Here is a 19,868-nt window from a genome sequence, read left to right on the forward strand (position 1 = left end):
GCGCTGCGGCATTTGCGCCACAGCGCGCGGCGCGCATGCTTGGGGTATTTTGCTGTTGCAATCGATAGAAATGAAGCGATAAGGCTGTTAAAATGATTTTAATTTCGTTTTTAACCTTGATCGCAAAATTTATATGTCTGGCAATACTTTCGGAACCTTGTTTACCGTTACCACCTTCGGCGAGTCGCACGGTCCGGCCATCGGTTGTGTGATCGACGGCTGCCCGCCCGGCTTGGAATTATCAGAGGCGGACATCCAGCCCGAGCTCGACCGGCGGCGTCCCGGCACCTCGCGTCACGTGACCCAGCGCCAGGAGCCCGACACGGTAGAGATCCTGTCCGGCGTTTACCAAGGTAAAACTACCGGCACGCCGATTGCTTTATTGATAAGAAATCAAGATCAACGCAGTAAGGATTACGGCAATATCACTGAAACTTTCCGCCCCGGCCATGCCGACTTCACCTACTGGAATAAATACGGTATTCGTGATCCGCGCGGCGGCGGGCGCTCTTCGGCGCGACTGACGGCACCGGTGGTGGGAGCGGCGGCGATCGCCAAAAAATGGTTGGCGCAACAATTCGGCATCACGTTTCATGGCGGTATGCGTGAATTGGGTGAGCTGGCGATTCCATTTCAAGCTTGGTCGCATACCGCCGATAACCCGTTTTTTGCCCCTACTGGCGATGCCACCCTGATCGCTCGCTTGGAAGACTACATGGATGCACTGCGTAAGGATGGTGACTCGATCGGTGCCCGCATCGACGTGGTGGCCAGCGGTGTGCCGGTCGGTTGGGGGGAACCGATTTATGACAAGCTTGATGCCGAAATTGCGTATGCGATGATGGGTATCAATGCCGTCAAAGGGGTGGAAATCGGTGCCGGCTTCGCCAGCGTGGCGCAGCGTGGTTCTGAGCATGGTGATGAGCTGACACCGAGCGGTTTCATCGGTAATCACGCCGGCGGCATCCTCGGCGGCATCTCGACCGGTCAAGATATTACGGTCTCGATCGCCATCAAACCGACTTCGTCGATACGCACGCCGCGCAATTCTATTGATAAGAATGGTCAAGCGGTGGTGGTGGAAACCTTTGGTCGCCATGATCCTTGCGTCGGCATCCGTGCCACGCCGATTGCCGAAGCCATGCTGGCTTTGGTGTTGATCGATCACGCCTTGCGTCATCGGGCGCAGTGTGGCGATGTGCAGAGCACGCCATTCCCAGCGGCACACTGAGCTTTCTTGTTTCAAAATAATTCACGGTTATTTCGATTGTAATAAGCAAAAAACGAGTGAAAATTCGGCGCATTCTGCTAAAGCTGATTTTTCTCTCGCCTACGCGGGCCGCATTTTTGCCCCTCAGCGTGGTTTTGCGGCGCACAATTGTGGCATAATCAAAGACAAAAATTCGATTCAACTCGGGGTGGCGGACAGTTCTGGTCCGACCTGTGCACGCCGACCTCTCCTTGCAGGCTAGAGACTATGCTTAAAACGCTGTACGACAAATTGTGGGAATCGCATGTAGTGCATTCTGAAGAAGATGGCACGGCAATTCTGTATATCGACCGTCATTTGCTGCATGAAGTGACTAGTCCTCAAGCCTTCGATGGCCTCAAGCTGGCTGGGCGTCAGCCTTGGCGTTTGTCGGCCAATCTGATGGTGGCCGACCACAATGTACCGACTACCAATCGCATTAATGGTATCGACGATCCGACTTCGCGTCTGCAGGTGGAAACGCTCGACGCCAATGCCAAGCAATATGGTATGACGTATTTCGGCATGGCCGATAAACGCCAAGGCATCGTCCATGTGATCGGTCCTGAGCAGGGCGCGACCTTGCCTGGTATGACCGTGGTGTGCGGGGATTCGCATACCTCGACGCACGGGGCTTTCGCTTGCCTCGCGCATGGCATCGGTACTTCGGAAGTCGAACATGTGCTGGCGACGCAAACCTTGATTGCCAAAAAATCCAAAGCCATGCTGGTGCAGGTTGATGGGGTCTTGCCAGCTGGCGTAACGGCCAAAGATATCGTGCTGGCCATCATCGGCAAAATCGGCACGGCCGGTGGTACTGGTTATGCGATCGAATTTGCTGGCAGCAGCATCCGTGCGCTGTCTATGGAAGGTCGCATGACGGTCTGTAATATGGCGATCGAAGCCGGTGCACGCGCCGGTATGATTGCCGTCGACCAAATCACGATAGATTACGTCAAGGGTCGGCCATTGTCGCCGGTCGGACCGCACTGGGATCGCGCACTCGATTACTGGCGCACGCTGCACTCGGATGCCGGCGCGCGTTTTGATCTGGTGGTCACTCTCAATGCTGCCGAAATCAAGCCGCAAGTAACTTGGGGTACCTCGCCCGAAATGGTGGTGGCGATCGATAGCCGCATCCCTGACCCAGACTTGGAAAAAGACGAAGTCAAACGCGATGCCATCGAAAAAGCCTTGGCTTACATGGAATTGAAGCCGAATATGGCGATCACCGATATCCGCATCGATAAAGTGTTCATCGGTTCCTGCACCAATTCACGCATTGAAGATTTACGCGCCGCGGCGGCTGTGGTGCGCGGAAAATTCCGTGCTTCCAATGTCAAGTTGGCATTGGTGGTGCCTGGTTCCGGCTTGGTCAAAGATCAGGCTGAGCGTGAAGGTTTGGACCGGATTTTCCGTGACGCCGGCTTTGAATGGCGCGAACCAGGTTGCTCTATGTGCTTGGCCATGAATGCCGACCGACTCGAACCGGGTGAGCGTTGTGCCTCTACCTCGAATCGCAATTTCGAGGGACGTCAAGGGCAGGGCGGTCGCACCCATTTGGTGTCGCCGGCGATGGCAGCGGCGGCCGGTATTGCCGGTCACTTCGTCGACGTGCGCGCGCTGTAATCAACACAGTGGAATCAATGACCGTACTCCCGTTTGGGCGTGCAAGGGAAAAATGATGAAAAAATTCTATACCATACTGATTTGCCTGACTGGTTTGCTCGCCGTGAGTGCGTGTAATACCGTGCAAGGCATAGGCAAAGATGTCAAAAAAGCTGGCGAAGCCGTTGAAAGCGTCGGCAAGAAATAACGATCATGGAAAAATTTACTATACATAGCGGTTTGGTGGCACCGATGGATCGTGCTAATGTCGATACCGATGCCATTATTCCAAAACAATTTCTCAAGTCGATACTGCGTACCGGCTTTGGCCCGAACCTGTTCGATGAGTGGCGCTATCTCGATCACGGCGAACCCGGCATCGATAACAGTCGGCGTCCGCTGAACCCCGATTTCGTGCTCAATCAAGCGCGCTATCAAGGTGCCTCGATACTGTTGGCGCGCAAAAATTTCGGTTGCGGTTCCTCGCGTGAGCATGCACCGTGGGCGCTCGATCAGTATGGCTTTCGCTGCGTGATTGCGCCGAGTTTTGCCGATATTTTTTATAATAACTGCTTCAAAAATGGCTTGCTGCCTATCGTCTTGCCGGAAGCGCAGATCGATCGCTTATTCCATGATGTCAAAGCCTTTCCGGGCTTTCATCTGGTCGTCGATCTGGCGGCGCAAGTCGTTACCAGCAGCGATGGCAGTCTGGTCATGCCATTTGAAGTGGATGCTTTCCGTAAATTTTGCCTGCTCAATGGTCTCGATGAAATCGGTTTAACGCTGCGTCAAGCCGATAAAATTCGCGCCTTCGAAGAGCGCCACCTGGCGGCGCAACCATGGTTGGCCAACACGATTTAATAGAATAAAACGATAAAAATATGAAGATAGCAATCTTACCTGGCGACGGCATTGGACCGGAAATCGTTGAGCAAGCGGTACAAGTGCTCAATGCACTGGGCGAATCGTTCGAAATGGAAACCGCACCGGTCGGCGGTGCCGGCTACGAAGCTTCCGGGCATCCGCTGCCCGATGCCACGCTTAAATTGGCGCAAGATGCCGATGCCATTCTGTTTGGTGCCGTCGGTGACTGGAAATACGATACGTTGGACCGTCCGCTGCGGCCTGAGCAAGCGATACTTGGCTTGCGTAAACATTTGAAATTGTTTGCCAATCTGCGTCCGGCGATTTTGTATCCGGAACTCGCCGGTGCGTCTTCGCTCAAGCCTGAGGTGGTGTCGGGTCTCGATATTTTGATTATCCGCGAACTGACTGGTGACATCTATTTCGGTCAGCCGCGTGGTGTGCGCATCTGTCCGGATGGGCCGTTCAAAGGTGAGCGTGAGGGTTTTGATACCATGCGCTATGCTGAAAGTGAAATTCGGCGCATTGCGCATGTGGCCTTTCAAACCGCGCAAAAACGCAGCAAACGTCTGACCAGCGTCGACAAAGCCAATGTGCTCGAGACCTTCCAATTCTGGAAAGATATCGTTACCGATGTGCATCGCGAATATCCCGATGTGGCACTCGACCATATGTATGTCGACAATGCTGCCATGCAGTTGGTGCGCGCGCCGAAACGCTTTGATGTGATCGTTACCGGCAATATGTTCGGCGATATTCTGTCCGATCAAGCGGCGATGTTGACCGGCTCTATCGGCATGTTGCCATCGGCTTCACTCGACGCCAATAATAAAGGCTTGTATGAGCCTTCGCATGGCTCGGCACCTGATATCGCCGGCCAAGGCATCGCCAACCCTCTGGCGACGATTTTGTCGGCAGCGATGATGTTGCGCTACTCGCTCAATAAAGCCGAGCAAGCCGACCGCATAGAGCTGGCGGTAAAAAAAGTATTGGCACAGGGATTACGTACCGCCGATATCTACGAAGCCGGCACGACTCAGGTTGGCACGGCCGAAATGGGGCGCGCCGTGGTAGCTGCATTGGCGCAGTAATTACGGAATCGACAGGCACGATGGCGGGCAGGGACTTCCTGCATATTTTAGGGAAAAATGATGAAATTGGTGGGTTTGGTAGGTTGGCGTGGAATGGTGGGCTCGGTCCTGATGCAGCGTATGCAAGAGGAAGGGGACTTTGCTGATATTGAACCGGTATTCTTTTCTACTTCGAACAGCGGCGCAACTGCGCCGGCGATGGCAAAGAATGAAAAGACACTGAAAGACGCCAACGATATTACGGCGCTGAAAAAGTGCGACATCATTATTACCTGCCAAGGTGGTGACTATACCAATGAAATTTTCCCGCAATTGCGCGCGGCCGGTTGGAATGGCCATTGGATCGATGCTGCTTCGAGCTTGCGGATGAATGACGATGCCGTGATCGTGCTCGATCCGGTCAATTTGCCAGTGATTAAAGATGCGCTCGTCAAAGGGCAAAACAATTGGGTCGGTGGAAATTGTACCGTCAGTTGCATGCTCATGGGTGTAGGCGCCTTGTATAAGGCGGGCTTGGTTGAGTGGATGAGTACTCAGACTTACCAAGCGGCTTCCGGCGGTGGCGCGCAACATATGCGCGAATTGCTCACGCAATATGGCACCCTGTACAGCGAAGTACGTGCTTTGCTCGATGATCCACGCAGCGCGATTTTAGAAATCGATAGGCTGATCATTGCCAAGCAACGCTCTTTGACGGCAGCGGAAACGGCGAATTTCGGCGTACCACTCGGTGGTTCGCTGATTCCGTGGATCGATAAAGATCTCGGTGACGGCATGTCGAAAGAAGAATGGAAGGGCATGGCCGAAACCAATAAGATACTCGGGCTCGGTGCCGCCTACGGCAGCAGTGCGATTCCGGTCGATGGTTTTTGCATACGCATCGGTGCGATGCGCTGCCATAGTCAGGCGCTGACCTTCAAATTAAAGCAAGATGTGCCGCTGGCTGATATTGAAGCGATGATTGCTGCTGATAATGAATGGGTCAAAGTTGTTCCGAACACACGTCACGACAGTGTGCGTGATCTGACTCCCGTCGCCGTGACCGGCACCATGACGATACCGGTCGGTCGTATTCGTAAGCTGGCAATGGGCCCTGAATATGTCGGCGCGTTCACGGTCGGGGATCAATTGTTGTGGGGTGCGGCAGAACCCTTGCGTCGTATGTTGCGTATTCTGATCGACTGAGACAACGTGAATTTGTGTTGTGCGCGGTGAAAAAAAGGGGAGCTGTGGCTTCCCTTTTTTGCGCGAGTAATGAAAAATCCGCAAATAATTCGAGGAAAACCTCAGAATTGTTAAATGGCAACAACATTTAGGCAACTTCCCTCACTGCTAGGCTTCTTAATGTATTTACCATGGGGATAATTCGCGGTAAGCTTGCAGCGCAAACTGTGCGCGCTGATTAGATTGCAATCTGTTGCTGCGCTTGATTGTGTCGGTGCCTTTCCCCGCGGACTTTATTCGCCAAATTCCCAATATGTCTGACAAAATGTATAAACAAAAAAGAACATCTGTGATTTCTCTGGGACGCAAAGCTTTGAGCGTCGCGGTTGCCTCGACCTTGTTGCTGGCAGCCGGCGCGCAGGCGACCGGGCTCGGGCGTCTGACTGTTTTGTCAGCGCTGGGTCAGCCGCTCAATGCTGAAATAGAATTGACTGCACCGAATAAAGATGAAATTGACTCCCTGGCGCCTAAGCTGGCATCGGTCGAAGCGTTTCGTCAGGCGAATATTGAATTGAGTCCGAGCTTACAATCGCTGCGCTTTACCATTGTGGCGCGCGGAAACGGCTATGTGATCAAAGTCGCTTCTTCGCAAGCGATGAATGAGCCGTTCGTCGACATGTTATTGGAAATGACCTCATCGAACGGCAAGTTGTTACGTGAGTACACCTTCTTGCTGGATCCGGCTGAATTGCGCAACAGTCAATCGCCGCAAGTCAGTAATCCTGCCTTAGTCGCACAGAAAACAGCGAGTACGCCGACACCACTGGCGGCCCGTGCTGCGCCTGCTGGGTCTGCCGCGCCGGCTGCCATTGCGGCGGTGGCGGCCGAAGTAGCGGCCGAGATGGCAGCGAAAAAAAAACCGCAGACAGCGGCTAAGCCGGTCGGTGAATATACGGTCAAGTCTGGCGATACCTTGGGTAAGCTGGCTGCCAACTACAAGCCTGAGGGCGTCTCGCTCGATCAAATGTTAGTGAGTCTGTACCGCAGCAACCCACAAGCCTTCGCCGGTAAGAATATGAATCGCCTTAAGGTTGGGCAAATTCTGGCGCTGCCCGATGCCGATGCTATCCGTGCCGCCGATGGCCGTGCCGCGCGCGCGGTGGTGGTGGCGCATGCGAGCGACTTCAATGCCTATCGCCAGAAATTGGCTGATTCTGTGTCGCGTGCGCCGGCCTCGAAAGAGCTTGCCGCGACCAAGCAGAGTGCAACTGGCAGTATTACCAGTCAGGTCAAAGAATCGGCCGCGCCTGGTGCTGATTCGCCCGATAAACTGAAACTCTCCAAAGCGGCCCCGACGGCCGCTGCCAATGCGGGTAACGGCAAAAGTGCCGTGGATGAAGATAAAATTGCCAAAGACCGTGCTGCAGTCGATGCTGCTAATCGGGTCAAGGAGTTGGAAAAAAATGTAGGTAATTTGCAGCATTTGCTGGACTTGAAAAATCAAGACTTGGCGAATAAAGAGGCTGAAATCAGTGCCAAACAAGCGCAAGCGAAAGTCGATGCCAAAGCAGTATCAGCAAGCGTTACTGCGACTGCCGCTTCGGCAGCCGCAGTGACCGCTCCAGCAGCGGCCACATTGCCGGCAGTGGCGTCGGCTGTGGCTGCTGCGTCGGAGCCGGCGGCAGCCAGTGTTGCAGCGACCAGCAAACCGCGCCGCAAGATCGTCGCGCCACCGCCGCCACCGCCGGAAGTCAGCATTTGGGATGAATGGTCGGACTGGCTCATGCCGGGTGGTGCTGTGTTGCTCGCCGTATTGGCCGGCGCCGGGGTATGGTTGAATAACCGTAAGAAAAAACTGCAGCAATTTGAAGACAGTATTTTGACCGGTTCAAGCATGAAGGCGAACTCCATGTTCGGTTCGACCGGCGGTCAAAGTGTCGACACCAATAACAGCGTGTTCAATTCCAACTTTGCGCCGTCTGCCAGTCAGCTCGATGCCAATGAAGTGGATCCGGTCGCCGAAGCCGATGTGTACATTGCTTATGGCCGCGATTCTCAGGCGGAAGAAATTTTAAAAGAAGCCTTGCGTACGCAGCCTGATCGCCATGCGGTGCGGGTAAAATTGTTGGAAATTTATTTTGCTCGCAAAGATGCCAAATTGTTCGAACGTCTGGCCAGTGAACTGTATGGCATGACCAGTGGCGAAGGCGACGAATGGGCGCAAGCCGCCTCGATGGGGATTGTGCTTGAGCCGGGTAATCCTTTGTATGTCGGTGGTAAGGCGAAAACCGAACTCAATTATGGTGCTGCGCTCGGCTCGGCCACGCAGCCGCTGGAAGATTTGGATCCGGAAGCTTTGCTCGGTAATTCACTCTCGCGCGATATGCTCGATGCGATCAGTGTCATCGATACGGCCTCGCATGAAGAAGTCGCCGTCGACAATGGCCTCGACTTTGATCTTGGCATGGGTTTCGGTGATGCAGAAGTGCCGACCATTCCTGAGCCGGTAGTTCGTAAGGAAGAAGCGACCCCGGAAGTGCTGCCGGAAGTCGATTTTGGTACCATTGATTTTGATTTCAGTGAAGCGCCAACTGCGCCGCCGCTGCCATCGGTTGCCGCGGCCGCGCTGGAAGAGCCGGAATTCGGTCTGGCTGACAGCTTGAGTGCGGAGTTGCCAGAGATATTGCAGGAAAACGCGCCGGAACCGGCCCCGGTTGATTTGGCTTCACCGTTCGAATTTGATTTGTCCGGGATTGATCTCGATCTCGATACGCCGCTCGCTGTTGTGTCAGAGCCTGAAACGGCGGCAGTGGAGCAGCCGGAAAATGCGGAAATGTCGACCAAGCTTGATCTGGCCGTGGCCTACCATGAAATCGGCGATAAAGAAGGTGCGCGTGAATTGTTGGATGAAGTTCTCAAGGGTGGCAGCAGCAGCCAAAAAGAACGTGCCAACGGCATGCTTGCGCAAATGAGCTGATACGGAGACGTAATTCTGCGGGCACCTTATTTCAGGTGCCCGTTTTTGTTTTTTGAACGGATGAATGCTTGTGGAACGGCTTGTGAAACGATTGGTTTTAGGTGTGCAGTATGATGGTGCGGATTGGCATGGCTGGCAAACTCAGCCTGATGGTCACACCGTACAGGATGCATTGGAGCGTGCTTTGCAGCAGTTTTGCGGCGCGCCGGTGAGTACCGTCTGCGCCGGACGCACCGATGCCGGTGTGCATGGGCTAGAGCAAGTAGTGCACTTTGACAGCGATTTAAGGCGTGCACCGTATTCTTGGGTGAATGGCGTCAATGCCTTTTTGCCTGCCAGTATAGCTGTGCAATGGGCTAAAGAACTGCCGCTCGACCCCTTGTCGCAGGACAATTTTCATGCTCGTTTCAGCGCCAGGGCGCGTACTTATCATTATGTTTTATATAATGCGCGGATACGTAAGCCGATGTGGGTGGGCCGCGCCGGATGGGTGTTTCGGCCGCTCGAGGTCGAGCCTATGCGCGAGGCAGCGCGTCATTTGATCGGCGAACATGATTTTTCAGCCTTTCGTGCCGCCGCCTGTCAAGCGAAAACACCGGTCAAACATTTATACGATTTGCAAATCCGCCAGCAAGGAGAGTTGATTGTCTTCAGTTTGCGAGCCAGCGCTTTTCTTCATCACATGGTCAGGAATATCGTCGGCTCCTTGCTGGCGGTCGGACAGGGTAAGCATAGCCCAGAGTGGCTGGCAGAAGTCTTGCAGAGTCGCGACCGTAGCCTGGCAGCACCGACTTTCATGCCTGACGGCTTATATCTGGCAAAAATCGATTACGAAAAAAAATGGGAATTGCCACAAGCGGAGTCGGATAGCTTGCCTGATTTCTTGTCGCTTTAATCATTCATCTCTGCGTCAGCGATGATTTCTCGGTTTTCCCCTCTGAAATCCGGTAAAATGACGTTTTGCAAAACTCCGGACTAACGGTGTTTGCTTGGCGGCTGTTGCCTGTATCAGCGTGCTGTTACAGTGAAAAGCAGCGCCACGTAGCGTGTTTGTCGCCGCAGTAAGAACGCCAAAAACGGCGAAATCGCGTTGCTTGCGGCTCGCCGCGGCACGCCTTTTGACTCCCGTTACCATTGTCCGCCGGCATTTTTTAAGCCGGTCTTCGCCTCACCTTAGTAATTTTTAGTATTCAATGAAAAACATCCGCAATTTTTCTATTATTGCCCATATTGACCATGGCAAATCCACGCTGGCTGATCGCATCATTCAATTGTGTGGCGGCTTGTCCGATCGCGAAATGGAAGCGCAAGTCCTCGATTCGATGGATATCGAACGCGAACGCGGAATCACCATCAAAGCGCAAACCGCTGCGCTGCATTACAAGGCCAAAGACGGCCAGGTGTATAACCTCAATCTGATCGATACGCCCGGTCACGTCGATTTCAGTTATGAAGTCAGCCGCTCGCTGTCGGCCTGCGAAGGGGCTTTGTTAGTGGTGGATGCCTCACAAGGGGTGGAAGCGCAAACGGTGGCGAACTGCTATACGGCGATTGAATTGGGCGTTGAAGTCGTACCGGTGCTCAATAAAATTGATTTGCCCTCGGCCGATCCCGATAATGCCTGTGCCGAAATTGAAGAAGTGATCGGCATTGATGCCAGCGAAGCCGTACATTGCTCGGCCAAGACTGGTCTCGGCGTCATCGATGTGATCGAATCGCTGATCGCCAAAGTGCCGGCGCCGAGCGGTGATGTGACTGCGCCTTTGCAGGGTTTGATCGTCGATTCTTGGTTCGATAATTATGTCGGCGTGGTCATGCTGGTGCGTATCATGAATGGTACCTTGCGTCCTAAGGATAAAATCCTGTTCATGGCGACCGAAGCGCAGCATTTGGTTGAAAGTGTCGGTGTCTTTACGCCCAAGTCGGTGGGGCGCGATCATTTGTCGGCTGGTCAAGTTGGTTTTGTGATCGCCGGTATTAAAGAACTCAAGTCGGCCAAGGTCGGTGATACGATCACGGTCGCCAATCGTCCGGCCGCGGCGCCTTTGCCAGGCTTCCAGGAAGTGCAGCCGCAAGTGTTTGCCGGTTTGTTCCCGGTCGAAGCCAATCAGTATGATGCGCTGCGCGATTCGCTGGAAAAACTCAAGCTCAATGACGCGGCCCTGATGTATGAGCCGGAAGTGTCGCAAGCGCTTGGTTTCGGCTTCCGTTGTGGTTTCCTCGGCTTGTTGCACATGGAAATCGTGCAGGAACGTTTGGAACGTGAATTCGACATGGATCTCATCACCACGGCGCCAACGGTGATTTATGAAGTCGTGATGGCAGATGGTAGTATCTTGATGGTAGATAATCCATCGAAAATGCCAGAACCATCGAAAATCCAAGAAATTCGTGAACCTATCGTCACGGTCAATTTGTATATGCCGCAGGAATATGTCGGTTCGGTGATTACCTTGTGTACTTCCAAGCGTGGCGTACAGCTCGATATGAATTATCATGGTCGTCAGGTAAAACTGACCTATGAAATTCCTATGGCTGAAATTGTGCTCGATTTCTTTGATCGCCTCAAGTCCACCTCGCGCGGTTACGCCTCCATGGATTATGAATTCAAAGAATACCGCGCTGCCGATGTGGTGAAAGTCGATATGCTGATCAACGCTGAAAAAGTTGATGCGTTGGCAATTATTGTTCATCGCGCCAATAGTCACTATCGTGGTCGTGCCGTTGCTGCAAAAATGCGAGAATTGATTCCGCGTCAGATGTTCGATGTCGCGATTCAGGCCGCCATCGGTGCTAACATCATTTCACGTGAAAACGTGAAGGCTTTGCGTAAAAACGTCTTGGCAAAATGTTATGGTGGCGATATCAGCCGCAAACGCAAGTTATTGGAAAAACAAAAGGCAGGTAAGAAACGCATGAAGCAAGTCGGTTCTGTTGAGATACCGCAAGAAGCTTTCCTGGCAATTTTACAAGTGGATGAAAAATGAGTTTTCAATCGATTTTAGGCAATTTTGCATTGATTTTATTTGTGCTCACGATTGCTACCGGCATCATCTGGTTTCTTGATGTGTTTGTGTTGGCGAAACAGCGCCGCGCCGCGGCCGATTTGGCCTTGGCAGAATACGATGCACGCATCGCTAAGCTGACCGCCGAAGGCATCCGTGTGGAAGAAAACAAGCGCGCCGAAATCGCCGCGAGTATTTTGCGTCAACCGCTGTGGGTTGAGTATTCGGGCAGTTTTTTCCCCGTTATTGCTCTGGTGTTTTTCTTACGCTCGTTTTTGTACGAACCCTTCAAGATTCCTTCGAGCTCGATGTTGCCGACCTTGTATGTCGGTGATCTGATCTTGGTCAATAAATTCAATTATGGTATTCGTTTGCCGGTACTCAACAAGAAGGTCATCGAAATCGGCAATCCCCAGCGCGGCGACGTGATGGTGTTCAAGTACCCGGAAGATATCTCGGTCGATTACATTAAACGTGTCGTCGGTGTGCCCGGTGATACCGTCGTCTATAAAAATAAACGCTTGAGCATTAACGGCAACGAGCTCAGCTATCAGGCTTTGCCCGATTTTCTCGACGAAGAACGGCTCAGTTATTCCAAGCAATATGCGGAAAATCTGACCGGCGTCGAACACCGCATTCTCAATGATGAGCAGCGCCCATCCTTTGTCAGCGATCCGCATAATTTCCCGAAACGTGAAAATTGCAGTTACAACGCCGAAGGATTTTCTTGCGTCGTGCCGGAAAAGCAATATTTCATGATGGGTGATAATCGCGACAACAGTCTCGACAGTCGCTATTGGGGCTTTGTGCCCGATGAGAATATTGTCGGTAAAGCTTTCTTCATTTGGATGAATTTAGGGAATATCAAGCGTATCGGCGGTTTCCATTAATCCCCACTCGGAGCACACTTTCATGCATAATTTGGCCCCTACTCAGCTGCCTGCGCAGCGCGGCATTTCGCTCGTCGGCATGCTGTTGTCTATGGGCGTGTTGGTTCTCTTGGCTATTTTGGCAGCGAAAGTGGTGCCGACAGTGATAGAGTACAACTCCGTCAAGCGCGCTATCGTGGCTGCCAAAGCCGGTGCCAGCACGGCCAATGAAATCAAGCTTGCCTTTGATCGGCAAGCCGAAGTCGGCTACATCACCTCCATCAGCAGCAAAGATTTGAGCATCGATGCTAACGGTGGCGATGTGATTGTGAGCTTTTCGTATCAGAAAAAAATTCCTTTATTTGGACCGGCGAGCTTGTTGCTGGAATATCAAGGTACCACGGCGACTAATGGTGTTATTGCCAAAAAGCCAGAATAAGCAGATGCACGTATGAATCTTCAACTATTGCAAAATAGACTGGGGCACCAGTTCAGTCACCCCGCTTTATTGCAGCAGGCTTTAACGCACCGTAGTCATAGTGTGTTGCACAATGAACGCTTGGAATTTCTCGGCGATTCGATTTTAAACTGCGTGGTCGCATCAGTCTTGTTCGATAGTTTTGCCGATATCGATGAGGGTGATTTGTCACGGGTGCGGGCCAACTTGGTTAAGCAGCAATCTTTGTATGAAATTGCTCAGCGCATAGAATTGTCACAGTTTTTGCGCTTGGGCGAAGGCGAATTGAAGTCGGGCGGCTTTCGCCGGCCTTCGATTCTCGCCGATACGCTCGAAGCCTTGTTCGGTGCGGTGTTTCTCGATGCCGGTTTTGATGTCGCCAAAGAAGTGATCCGTTCTTTGTATGCGCCAGTATTGGAATCGGTCGATCCGACCACGCTCGGCAAAGATGCCAAAACTTTGCTGCAAGAATTTCTGCAAAGTAAAAAAATCGCGCTGCCGCAGTACAACGTCGTCGCCACCCATGGTGCGGCGCACAGCCAAGAATTCGAAATCGAATGCTTGGTACCCAAGCTTGACATTCAAGTGTTTGGTGCCGGCGGCAGTCGCCGTGCCGGTGAGCAAGCCGCCGCCAAGTTGGCACTTGAAACTGCGATGGCGGCGCTGGCGCGGATGCCGGCCGCGCGCAAAGCCAAGCCGCGTTCGGCACAATTGAAATTGGCCGGTATTGCCACCGCTCAATCGAATGGGGCGAGCCCATCCGAGAGCAAAAAATCGACAGCAAATGCTGATCTCGAACGGGGTGAGGCGCGTGCCGCCAGCCCTGGTCACCACCCTAAAACAGCGTGAGCAACCCCATGAATCCTATCGTAGACAATCCGGAATTTCGTTGCGGGTACATTGCCATCGTCGGCCGTCCGAATGTTGGTAAATCAACCTTGATGAACGCCTTGATCGGTGCCAAAGTCAGTATTACTTCGCGCAAGGCGCAAACCACGCGCCATCGTATTACCGGCATTCAAACCAAAGATCAGACCCAGTATATTTACGTTGATACCCCGGGTTTTCAGACGCGCCATGCCAATCCGCTCAACCGCACACTCAATCGCACGGTCACCACTACGCTCACGGCTTCCGACGCGATTCTGTTCCTGATCGAGGCGGGCACCTTCGGCGCGGCCGATCAGCAAGTCATCGATCTGCTGCCGAAAGACGTGCCATGTATTTTGGTCATCAATAAATCGGACCGCGTCAAAGATAAAGCCGTGATGATGCCGTTTGCGCAAAAAATTGCTGCCTTGTTTCCATTCGCAGCGATTGTGCCGGTATCGGCGACCTTGCGCTTCCAATTAGAAAATTTGGAAGGCGAGATTCGTCAATTTTTACCGCTCAACCCACCGGTTTTCGCCGAAGACGACATCACCGACCGTAGTGAAAAATTCCTCGCTACCGAAATCGTGCGCGAAAAATTATTCCGTTTCGTCGGCGACGAATTACCTTACACCAGCACAGTCTTGATCGAAAAGTTTGAGCAGGAAGGGAATCTGCGCCGTATTTTCATTGCCATTCTGGTCGATCGTGACGGTCATAAATCGATGGTTATCGGTAATAAGGGCGCACGTTTGAAAGATATCTCCTCGCAATCGCGCGTGGATATGGAAAAACTGTTCGGTGGCCCGGTTTATTTGGAAATTTGGGTCAAAGTCAAATCGGGTTGGGCCGATAACGAAGCCGGTCTGCGTGCCTACGGTTACGAGTAAGTCAAACCATGAGCGAGGCGGTCAGCGTCGTTGACAGTGCAGTCGCATCCGCGGCGCGCAAAGCCATACCGAAACGGCCGCCGAGCGTGCGCGAATTACGTGTGCATCAACAACCGGGTTTCGTGCTGCATTCTTGGCCGCACAAGGAAACCAGTCTCATCATCGACGTCTTGACACGCGACTACGGCCGTATCGCCTTAGTTGCGAAAGGTGCCAAGCGCCCCCATTCGCAATTGCGCAGCGTATTGCAAACTTTTCAGCCTTTGCAACTGAGTTGGACCGGTAAATCTGAATTACGTATCCTGACTGGTGCCGATTGGGTAGGCGGTATGTTGCCGCTGGAGAAGTCTGCGCTATTGTGCGGTTTTTACCTCAATGAATTGCTGGTGAAATTTCTGATGCGCGATGAAGCCCACGCTGCCTTGTTCGATCAGTATGTCGCCAGTCTCAATCAACTCGGCCATCAACAGGCTGCTCCCACGGTTTTGCGGCAGTTTGAGTTGGTCTTGTTGCGTGAATCCGGCTTGCTCAGTGACTTGAGTTTTTGCACGCACAGTCGGACCAGCGTGTTGGCTGAACAAAGTTATATAATTGATCCTGAACTCGGTGCGCGACCGGTGCGCATCGATGACGCCGCGCCTGTCGTGCTGGGTAAAACTTTACTCGATATGTGCGCCGCCGATTACAGCGATGCGCAGACGCGCTATCAAAGCAAAATGCTGATGCGCTTCTTACTCACCCATCATTTGCACGGCGCAGTTTTAAACACCCGACAAATTTTGATCGACTTACAGAATTTATGAATATTCATCAGCAGCGGCAAGTGATAGAGCTCGGTGTTTCTCTGCGCCCTTTGGTTCGACTTTGCCAGGCCGGCGAAATCGATACGGCGAGCTTGACTCAACTGGCTGGTTTGGCGGAGCAAGCTGGTGCTGATGCACTCAGTTATGCGCTCAGCTGTGCGATGGATGCCGTGCCACTGCAATTGCCGCAGCTCGCTATGCCTGTCACTACCTGGGTTGACATCGATGCCTGTGCCGCCTTGGATACCAATGCGCCACAGAAAATCATGCTGTGCGGTGCAAACACGGCAGCTCTCGATCTGCTGCAAGACTTGGCACGGGTACGTGCTTGCGTAGCTGGCTTGCAAGCTACTGGCAGGGTCGTCAGCTTACTGCTGGCACCAGACAGCGCGCAACTTCAGGCGGCCGCGGCCATCGGCATCGACAGGGTGATGCTGGCCACTCATGAGTACGCTGCTGCCACTAGTGCGGATGCGCTGGCAGTTGCACTCGATAGCTTGGCGGTTGCGCTGGCTGCCGGCATCCGCTGCGGTTTGCGGCTGCAGGCTGGCGGCGGTCTGACGTATACCAATGTTGTGGCACTGGCTGCCATGCCCGACCTGGAGCGGATAGAACTCGGCCGTGCTGTGTTTGCGCGTGCCCTCGTCAGTGGTTGGGAAGTGGCGGTACGTGATGCCAAGGCCGTGTTGGTGCGTGCCCGGGTGGCGGCGCGGGTCGCGCAATGATATACGGCATCGGTACTGACATCGTCGACGTCGCCCGTATCGAGCGCGCTTGGACGCGCCACGGTCAGCGCTTCGCCGAAAAAATACTCGGTGAGCAGGAGTTGCAGGTGTTTGCCGAACGTCAGGCACAAGCGGTCTTGCGCGGCGTCCTGTATCTGGCTACCCGGTTTGCTGCCAAGGAAGCGTTTTCCAAAGCCATCGGTACCGGCGTGCGCTGGCCGATGACACTGCAAAACATGCAAACCTTGCCGGCCGAGCATGGTCGTCCGGTGGTATTTGTCAGCGGCAGCTTGCAACAGTGGATGGCGGCACGCGGCCTGCGCGCACACATTTCGGTCAGTGATGAAATCGGTCAAGTAGTCGCCTTTGCCATTGTCGAACAAGACACGGCTGCGTGTGGCGGCGACAGCGCAGTGAGCTCGACATGACATCTGAGATACCCGCTGATATAGCGCCAAATTCTGAGCCCGATGTGGCCGTGATCTCGGTGGCCCGTCAACTGGTGCTCGACACCGTCGCCAAATTGCCGCATTTGCCCGGCGTGTACCGTTATTTTGATGATCAAGATCAGGTGCTGTATGTCGGTAAGGCGCGCGATTTAAAAAAACGCGTGACCACCTATTTTCTCAAAACCGTGTCGAGTCCGCGCATCGCCATGATGGTCGCAAAAATCGCCCGCTTGGAAACCACCGTGACACGCAGCGAAGCCGAAGCGTTGATCCTGGAAAATAATTTAATCAAGGCGCTGCGGCCGCGCTACAACATCTTGTTTCGCGATGATAAATCCTATCCGTATTTAAAAATCACCAACGAAACCACGCCGCGCATGACCTATTATCGCGGTGCCGTCGACCGCAAGCACCAGTATTTCGGGCCTTTCCCATCGGGCTGGGCGGTGAAAGAGTCGATGCAAATACTGCAGAAAGTATTCTTACTGCGCAGTTGTGAAGACAGTGTGTTTGCCAATCGCACACGACCCTGCTTGCTGCATCAAATTCAACGCTGCAGCGCCCCCTGTGTCGACCTCATCACACCGGAAGACTATCGCGAAGATGTTGGCCATGCCGCCGATTTTCTGCGTGGTCGTCAGCTCGAAGTGATGGCGACCTTAGAGCGGAAAATGCTCGCTTATGCCGAAGAGCTCAAATTTGAGCAGGCCGCGGCGATCCGCAATCAAATGTCGGCGCTCTCCAAGGTGCTGCATCAGCAAAGCATGGAAACCACCGGCAATGCCGATGTCGATATCATCGCCGTCATCGTCGAGGGCGGGCGCGCTTGTGTGAATTTGGCGATGATACGCGGTGGCCGCCACCTCGGCGATCGCGCGTATTTCCCCAGCCATGTTGACGATGCCCGCGTGACTGCCGAAGAGAGTATGGAAAGTGAAGTGATGGCGGCGTTTCTGGCGCAGCATTATGTCGATCAATTTATTCCGGCCACATTGGTGCTCAATATCGCCTTCGATGCGCCAGATTTAATGCTGGCCTTGAGCGAACAATGCGGGCATAAAATCTATCTGTCATTGCAGCCGCAAGAACAGCGCCGCATCTGGTTGGAGATGGCGCAAAAAGGTGCTGAGCTGGCGCTGGCGCGTTTATTGTCGGAGCAGGGCTCGCAACAAAGCCGCACGCGTGCCTTGGTCAGTATGCTTGAGCTGGAAATTGCCGAGCTCGATGAGTTGCGCGTCGAATGTTTCGACATCAGTCACATGCATGGCGAAGCCACTCAGGCCTCGTGCGTGGTGTATCAACATCATGCGATGCAAAGCGCCGAATACCGCCGCTACAACATCAAAGACATCACGCCCGGCGATGACTATGCTGCGATGCGTCAGGTACTGATGCGACGCTATGAGCGGATTCGGAATGCGGATGCCGACAGTGGCGCGCGTATGCCCGATGTAGTGCTGATCGATGGCGGCAAGGGCCAAGTTGAAATGGCACGCCAAGTATTCGTCGAGTTAGCGCTCGATATCAGCCTCATCGTCGGCGTCGCCAAAGGGGAAGGGCGCAAGGTCGGCCTGGAAACCCTGGTGTTCGTTGATGGGCGCGCAGAAAAAGAACTGGGCAAGGAATCGGCGGCGCTGATGCTGATCGCCCTGATTCGCGACGAAGCGCATCGCTTTGCCATCACCGGCATGCGCGCCAAACGCGATAAGGCGCGGCAATCCTCGCAACTCGAAGAAATCGATGGGGTCGGGGTGAAGCGGCGGCAAAAGCTGTTGGTGCGCTTCGGCGGCCTCAAGGGCGTGTCCGATGCCAGCGTTGAAGAATTGGCCAGCGTCGATGGTATATCGCAGCAATTGGCAGAAGAAATTTACAAGCGCTTACGTTAGCGAAATATAATTGAGCTTATCCGCCGCGAGAGATGCAGCAAACCAGCGCTGACTGCGGCCATGCTTTTCGATCACGATCACACAGAACAGACTGTCATGCCACTGAATTTCCCTATTTTACTGACCTGGTTGCGGGTTGCCCTCATTCCTCTGGTGGTGGGCGTGTTCTATCTGCCTGACAATTGGCTGACGCCGTTTGACAAGAGTTTGGCATCCACCATCGTGTTCGTGGTGGCGGCCATCACTGATTGGTTTGACGGTTTTTTGGCGCGGCGTTGGAACCAAACTTCCTCGTTCGGTGCCTTTCTCGATCCGGTGGCTGATAAGCTGATGGTGGCGGGGGCGCTGCTGGTGCTGGTGCAGCTTGATCGCGTTAATGCCGTGATCGCCTTCGTTATCATCGGCCGCGAGATCACCATCTCGGCGCTACGCGAATGGATGGCGCTGATCGGGGCATCCAAGTCGGTCGCTGTCAGTTCGCTGGGAAAAATCAAAACCACGGCGCAGATGGTGGCGATTCCCATGCTCTTGTATTACGATGATTTTTTCGGTGTCATTCATACTGCGTTGTTGGGATCGGTACTATTATTGGTGGCAGCGGTGTTGACGGTTTGGTCGATGTTTTATTATTTGCGCCGGGCGTGGCCGCTGATTAAAGAGTCAACCGAGAAACTCGACTAGCTCGCTTGACAGAATTCTAAAATCCTATATAATTCTGGTCTTCGTCGATGCGGGAATAGCTCAGTTGGTAGAGCGCAACCTTGCCAAGGTTGAGGTCGAGAGTTCGAGCCTCTTTTCCCGCTCCATTGTTTCAATATGACGAAAATTGGCAGCAGTAAAGTAGTGAATCATTGGCAACGATTGTAGTAATAGTAGGACCAAGCGCGGGAGTAGCTCAGTTGGTAGAGCGCAACCTTGCCAAGGTTGAGGTCGAGAGTTCGAGCCTCTTCTCCCGCTCCAG

Annotated in this window: 18 protein-coding genes and 2 tRNA genes; all 20 read left to right on the top strand. The window is 53.5% G+C overall.

The genetic code is table 11. The features are described 5' to 3' along the window. Positions 1–133: 133 nt before the first annotated feature. The 20 genes from aroC (at position 134) to QN359_RS17335 (ending at position 19,867) form a co-directional block, all read left to right on the top strand. Positions 134–1,231, top strand: coding sequence for a chorismate synthase (aroC, locus tag QN359_RS17240; protein ID WP_322247868.1), 1,098 nt, complete (start codon positions 134–136; stop codon positions 1,229–1,231). Between the two features lie 246 nt (positions 1,232–1,477). After that, positions 1,478–2,878: a 3-isopropylmalate dehydratase large subunit gene (gene leuC, locus QN359_RS17245; RefSeq protein ID WP_322247869.1), complete on the top strand. Its 1,401-nt coding sequence runs from the start codon at positions 1,478–1,480 to the stop codon at positions 2,876–2,878. Positions 2,879–2,933: 55 nt separating this feature from the next. Further along, positions 2,934–3,065, top strand: coding sequence for an entericidin A/B family lipoprotein (locus tag QN359_RS17250; RefSeq protein ID WP_322247870.1), 132 nt, complete (start codon positions 2,934–2,936; stop codon positions 3,063–3,065). Between the two features lie 5 nt (positions 3,066–3,070). Beyond that, complete coding sequence (leuD, locus tag QN359_RS17255; protein WP_322247871.1) at positions 3,071–3,718, top strand: 3-isopropylmalate dehydratase small subunit; 648 nt, start codon at positions 3,071–3,073, stop codon at positions 3,716–3,718. Positions 3,719–3,738: 20 nt separating this feature from the next. Further along, the gene (leuB, locus tag QN359_RS17260; protein ID WP_322247872.1) at positions 3,739–4,812 is read left to right on the top strand and encodes a 3-isopropylmalate dehydrogenase; all 1,074 of its coding nucleotides are present in this window, start codon (positions 3,739–3,741) and stop codon (positions 4,810–4,812) included. Positions 4,813–4,869: 57 nt separating this feature from the next. Further along, positions 4,870–5,997: an aspartate-semialdehyde dehydrogenase gene (asd, locus tag QN359_RS17265; protein ID WP_322247873.1), complete on the top strand. Its 1,128-nt coding sequence runs from the start codon at positions 4,870–4,872 to the stop codon at positions 5,995–5,997. Between the two features lie 292 nt (positions 5,998–6,289). Continuing rightward, the gene (locus QN359_RS17270; RefSeq protein WP_322247874.1) at positions 6,290–8,953 is read left to right on the top strand and encodes a FimV/HubP family polar landmark protein; all 2,664 of its coding nucleotides are present in this window, start codon (positions 6,290–6,292) and stop codon (positions 8,951–8,953) included. Between the two features lie 82 nt (positions 8,954–9,035). Continuing rightward, positions 9,036–9,848 (top strand): tRNA pseudouridine(38-40) synthase TruA, encoded by an 813-nt coding sequence (gene truA, locus QN359_RS17275; protein ID WP_322247875.1) that lies wholly within the window; start codon positions 9,036–9,038, stop codon positions 9,846–9,848. 298 nt (positions 9,849–10,146) lie between these two features. Continuing rightward, positions 10,147–11,940 (top strand): translation elongation factor 4, encoded by a 1,794-nt coding sequence (gene lepA, locus QN359_RS17280; protein ID WP_322247876.1) that lies wholly within the window; start codon positions 10,147–10,149, stop codon positions 11,938–11,940. After that, positions 11,937–12,848, top strand: a complete 912-nt coding sequence (gene lepB / locus QN359_RS17285; RefSeq protein WP_322247877.1) for a signal peptidase I — start codon at positions 11,937–11,939, stop codon at positions 12,846–12,848. The genes lepA and lepB overlap by 4 nt, the downstream gene beginning before the upstream one ends. Before the next feature lie 22 nt (positions 12,849–12,870). After that, complete coding sequence (locus tag QN359_RS17290) at positions 12,871–13,266, top strand: DUF4845 domain-containing protein (RefSeq protein ID WP_322247878.1); 396 nt, start codon at positions 12,871–12,873, stop codon at positions 13,264–13,266. 12 nt (positions 13,267–13,278) lie between these two features. Further along, the gene (gene rnc / locus QN359_RS17295) at positions 13,279–14,133 is read left to right on the top strand and encodes a ribonuclease III (protein ID WP_322247879.1); all 855 of its coding nucleotides are present in this window, start codon (positions 13,279–13,281) and stop codon (positions 14,131–14,133) included. Between the two features lie 8 nt (positions 14,134–14,141). After that, positions 14,142–15,044, top strand: a complete 903-nt coding sequence (gene era / locus QN359_RS17300) for a GTPase Era (RefSeq protein ID WP_322247880.1) — start codon at positions 14,142–14,144, stop codon at positions 15,042–15,044. An 8-nt stretch (positions 15,045–15,052) separates the two neighbouring features. After that, positions 15,053–15,847 (top strand): DNA repair protein RecO, encoded by a 795-nt coding sequence (gene recO, locus QN359_RS17305; protein WP_322247881.1) that lies wholly within the window; start codon positions 15,053–15,055, stop codon positions 15,845–15,847. Then, positions 15,844–16,572: a pyridoxine 5'-phosphate synthase gene (locus QN359_RS17310; protein WP_322247882.1), complete on the top strand. Its 729-nt coding sequence runs from the start codon at positions 15,844–15,846 to the stop codon at positions 16,570–16,572. Before recO ends, QN359_RS17310 begins: the two co-directional genes overlap by 4 nt. Next, a complete protein-coding gene (gene acpS / locus QN359_RS17315; RefSeq protein ID WP_322247883.1) occupies positions 16,569–17,000 on the top strand; it encodes a holo-ACP synthase in 432 nt (143 codons plus the stop codon). The genes QN359_RS17310 and acpS overlap by 4 nt, the downstream gene beginning before the upstream one ends. After that, on the top strand, positions 16,997–18,907 hold the full coding sequence (uvrC, locus tag QN359_RS17320; protein ID WP_322247884.1) for an excinuclease ABC subunit UvrC: 1,911 nt from the start codon (positions 16,997–16,999) through the stop codon (positions 18,905–18,907). Before acpS ends, uvrC begins: the two co-directional genes overlap by 4 nt. A gap of 96 nt (positions 18,908–19,003) precedes the next feature. Next, positions 19,004–19,588 (top strand): CDP-diacylglycerol--glycerol-3-phosphate 3-phosphatidyltransferase, encoded by a 585-nt coding sequence (gene pgsA, locus QN359_RS17325; protein ID WP_322247885.1) that lies wholly within the window; start codon positions 19,004–19,006, stop codon positions 19,586–19,588. A gap of 49 nt (positions 19,589–19,637) precedes the next feature. Further along, positions 19,638–19,713, top strand: a tRNA-Gly gene (locus tag QN359_RS17330). Positions 19,714–19,791: 78 nt separating this feature from the next. Continuing rightward, a tRNA-Gly gene (locus QN359_RS17335) sits at positions 19,792–19,867 on the top strand. Position 19,868: the final 1 nt, after the last annotated feature.

Source organism: Undibacterium sp. 5I2 (assembly GCF_035019605.1).
Lineage (GTDB): Bacteria > Pseudomonadota > Gammaproteobacteria > Burkholderiales > Burkholderiaceae_D > Undibacterium.

Coding starts and splice junctions, on each gene's coding strand:
- aroC (WP_322247868.1), top strand. CDS start 134: ATGTCTGGCAATACTTTCGGAACCTTGTTTACCGTTACCACCTTCGGC.
- leuC (WP_322247869.1), top strand. CDS start 1,478: ATGCTTAAAACGCTGTACGACAAATTGTGGGAATCGCATGTAGTGCAT.
- QN359_RS17250 (WP_322247870.1), top strand. CDS start 2,934: ATGAAAAAATTCTATACCATACTGATTTGCCTGACTGGTTTGCTCGCC.
- leuD (WP_322247871.1), top strand. CDS start 3,071: ATGGAAAAATTTACTATACATAGCGGTTTGGTGGCACCGATGGATCGT.
- leuB (WP_322247872.1), top strand. CDS start 3,739: ATGAAGATAGCAATCTTACCTGGCGACGGCATTGGACCGGAAATCGTT.
- asd (WP_322247873.1), top strand. CDS start 4,870: ATGATGAAATTGGTGGGTTTGGTAGGTTGGCGTGGAATGGTGGGCTCG.
- QN359_RS17270 (WP_322247874.1), top strand. CDS start 6,290: ATGTCTGACAAAATGTATAAACAAAAAAGAACATCTGTGATTTCTCTG.
- lepA (WP_322247876.1), top strand. CDS start 10,147: ATGAAAAACATCCGCAATTTTTCTATTATTGCCCATATTGACCATGGC.
- lepB (WP_322247877.1), top strand. CDS start 11,937: ATGAGTTTTCAATCGATTTTAGGCAATTTTGCATTGATTTTATTTGTG.
- QN359_RS17290 (WP_322247878.1), top strand. CDS start 12,871: ATGCATAATTTGGCCCCTACTCAGCTGCCTGCGCAGCGCGGCATTTCG.
- rnc (WP_322247879.1), top strand. CDS start 13,279: ATGAATCTTCAACTATTGCAAAATAGACTGGGGCACCAGTTCAGTCAC.
- era (WP_322247880.1), top strand. CDS start 14,142: ATGAATCCTATCGTAGACAATCCGGAATTTCGTTGCGGGTACATTGCC.
- recO (WP_322247881.1), top strand. CDS start 15,053: ATGAGCGAGGCGGTCAGCGTCGTTGACAGTGCAGTCGCATCCGCGGCG.
- QN359_RS17310 (WP_322247882.1), top strand. CDS start 15,844: ATGAATATTCATCAGCAGCGGCAAGTGATAGAGCTCGGTGTTTCTCTG.
- acpS (WP_322247883.1), top strand. CDS start 16,569: ATGATATACGGCATCGGTACTGACATCGTCGACGTCGCCCGTATCGAG.
- uvrC (WP_322247884.1), top strand. CDS start 16,997: ATGACATCTGAGATACCCGCTGATATAGCGCCAAATTCTGAGCCCGAT.
- pgsA (WP_322247885.1), top strand. CDS start 19,004: ATGCCACTGAATTTCCCTATTTTACTGACCTGGTTGCGGGTTGCCCTC.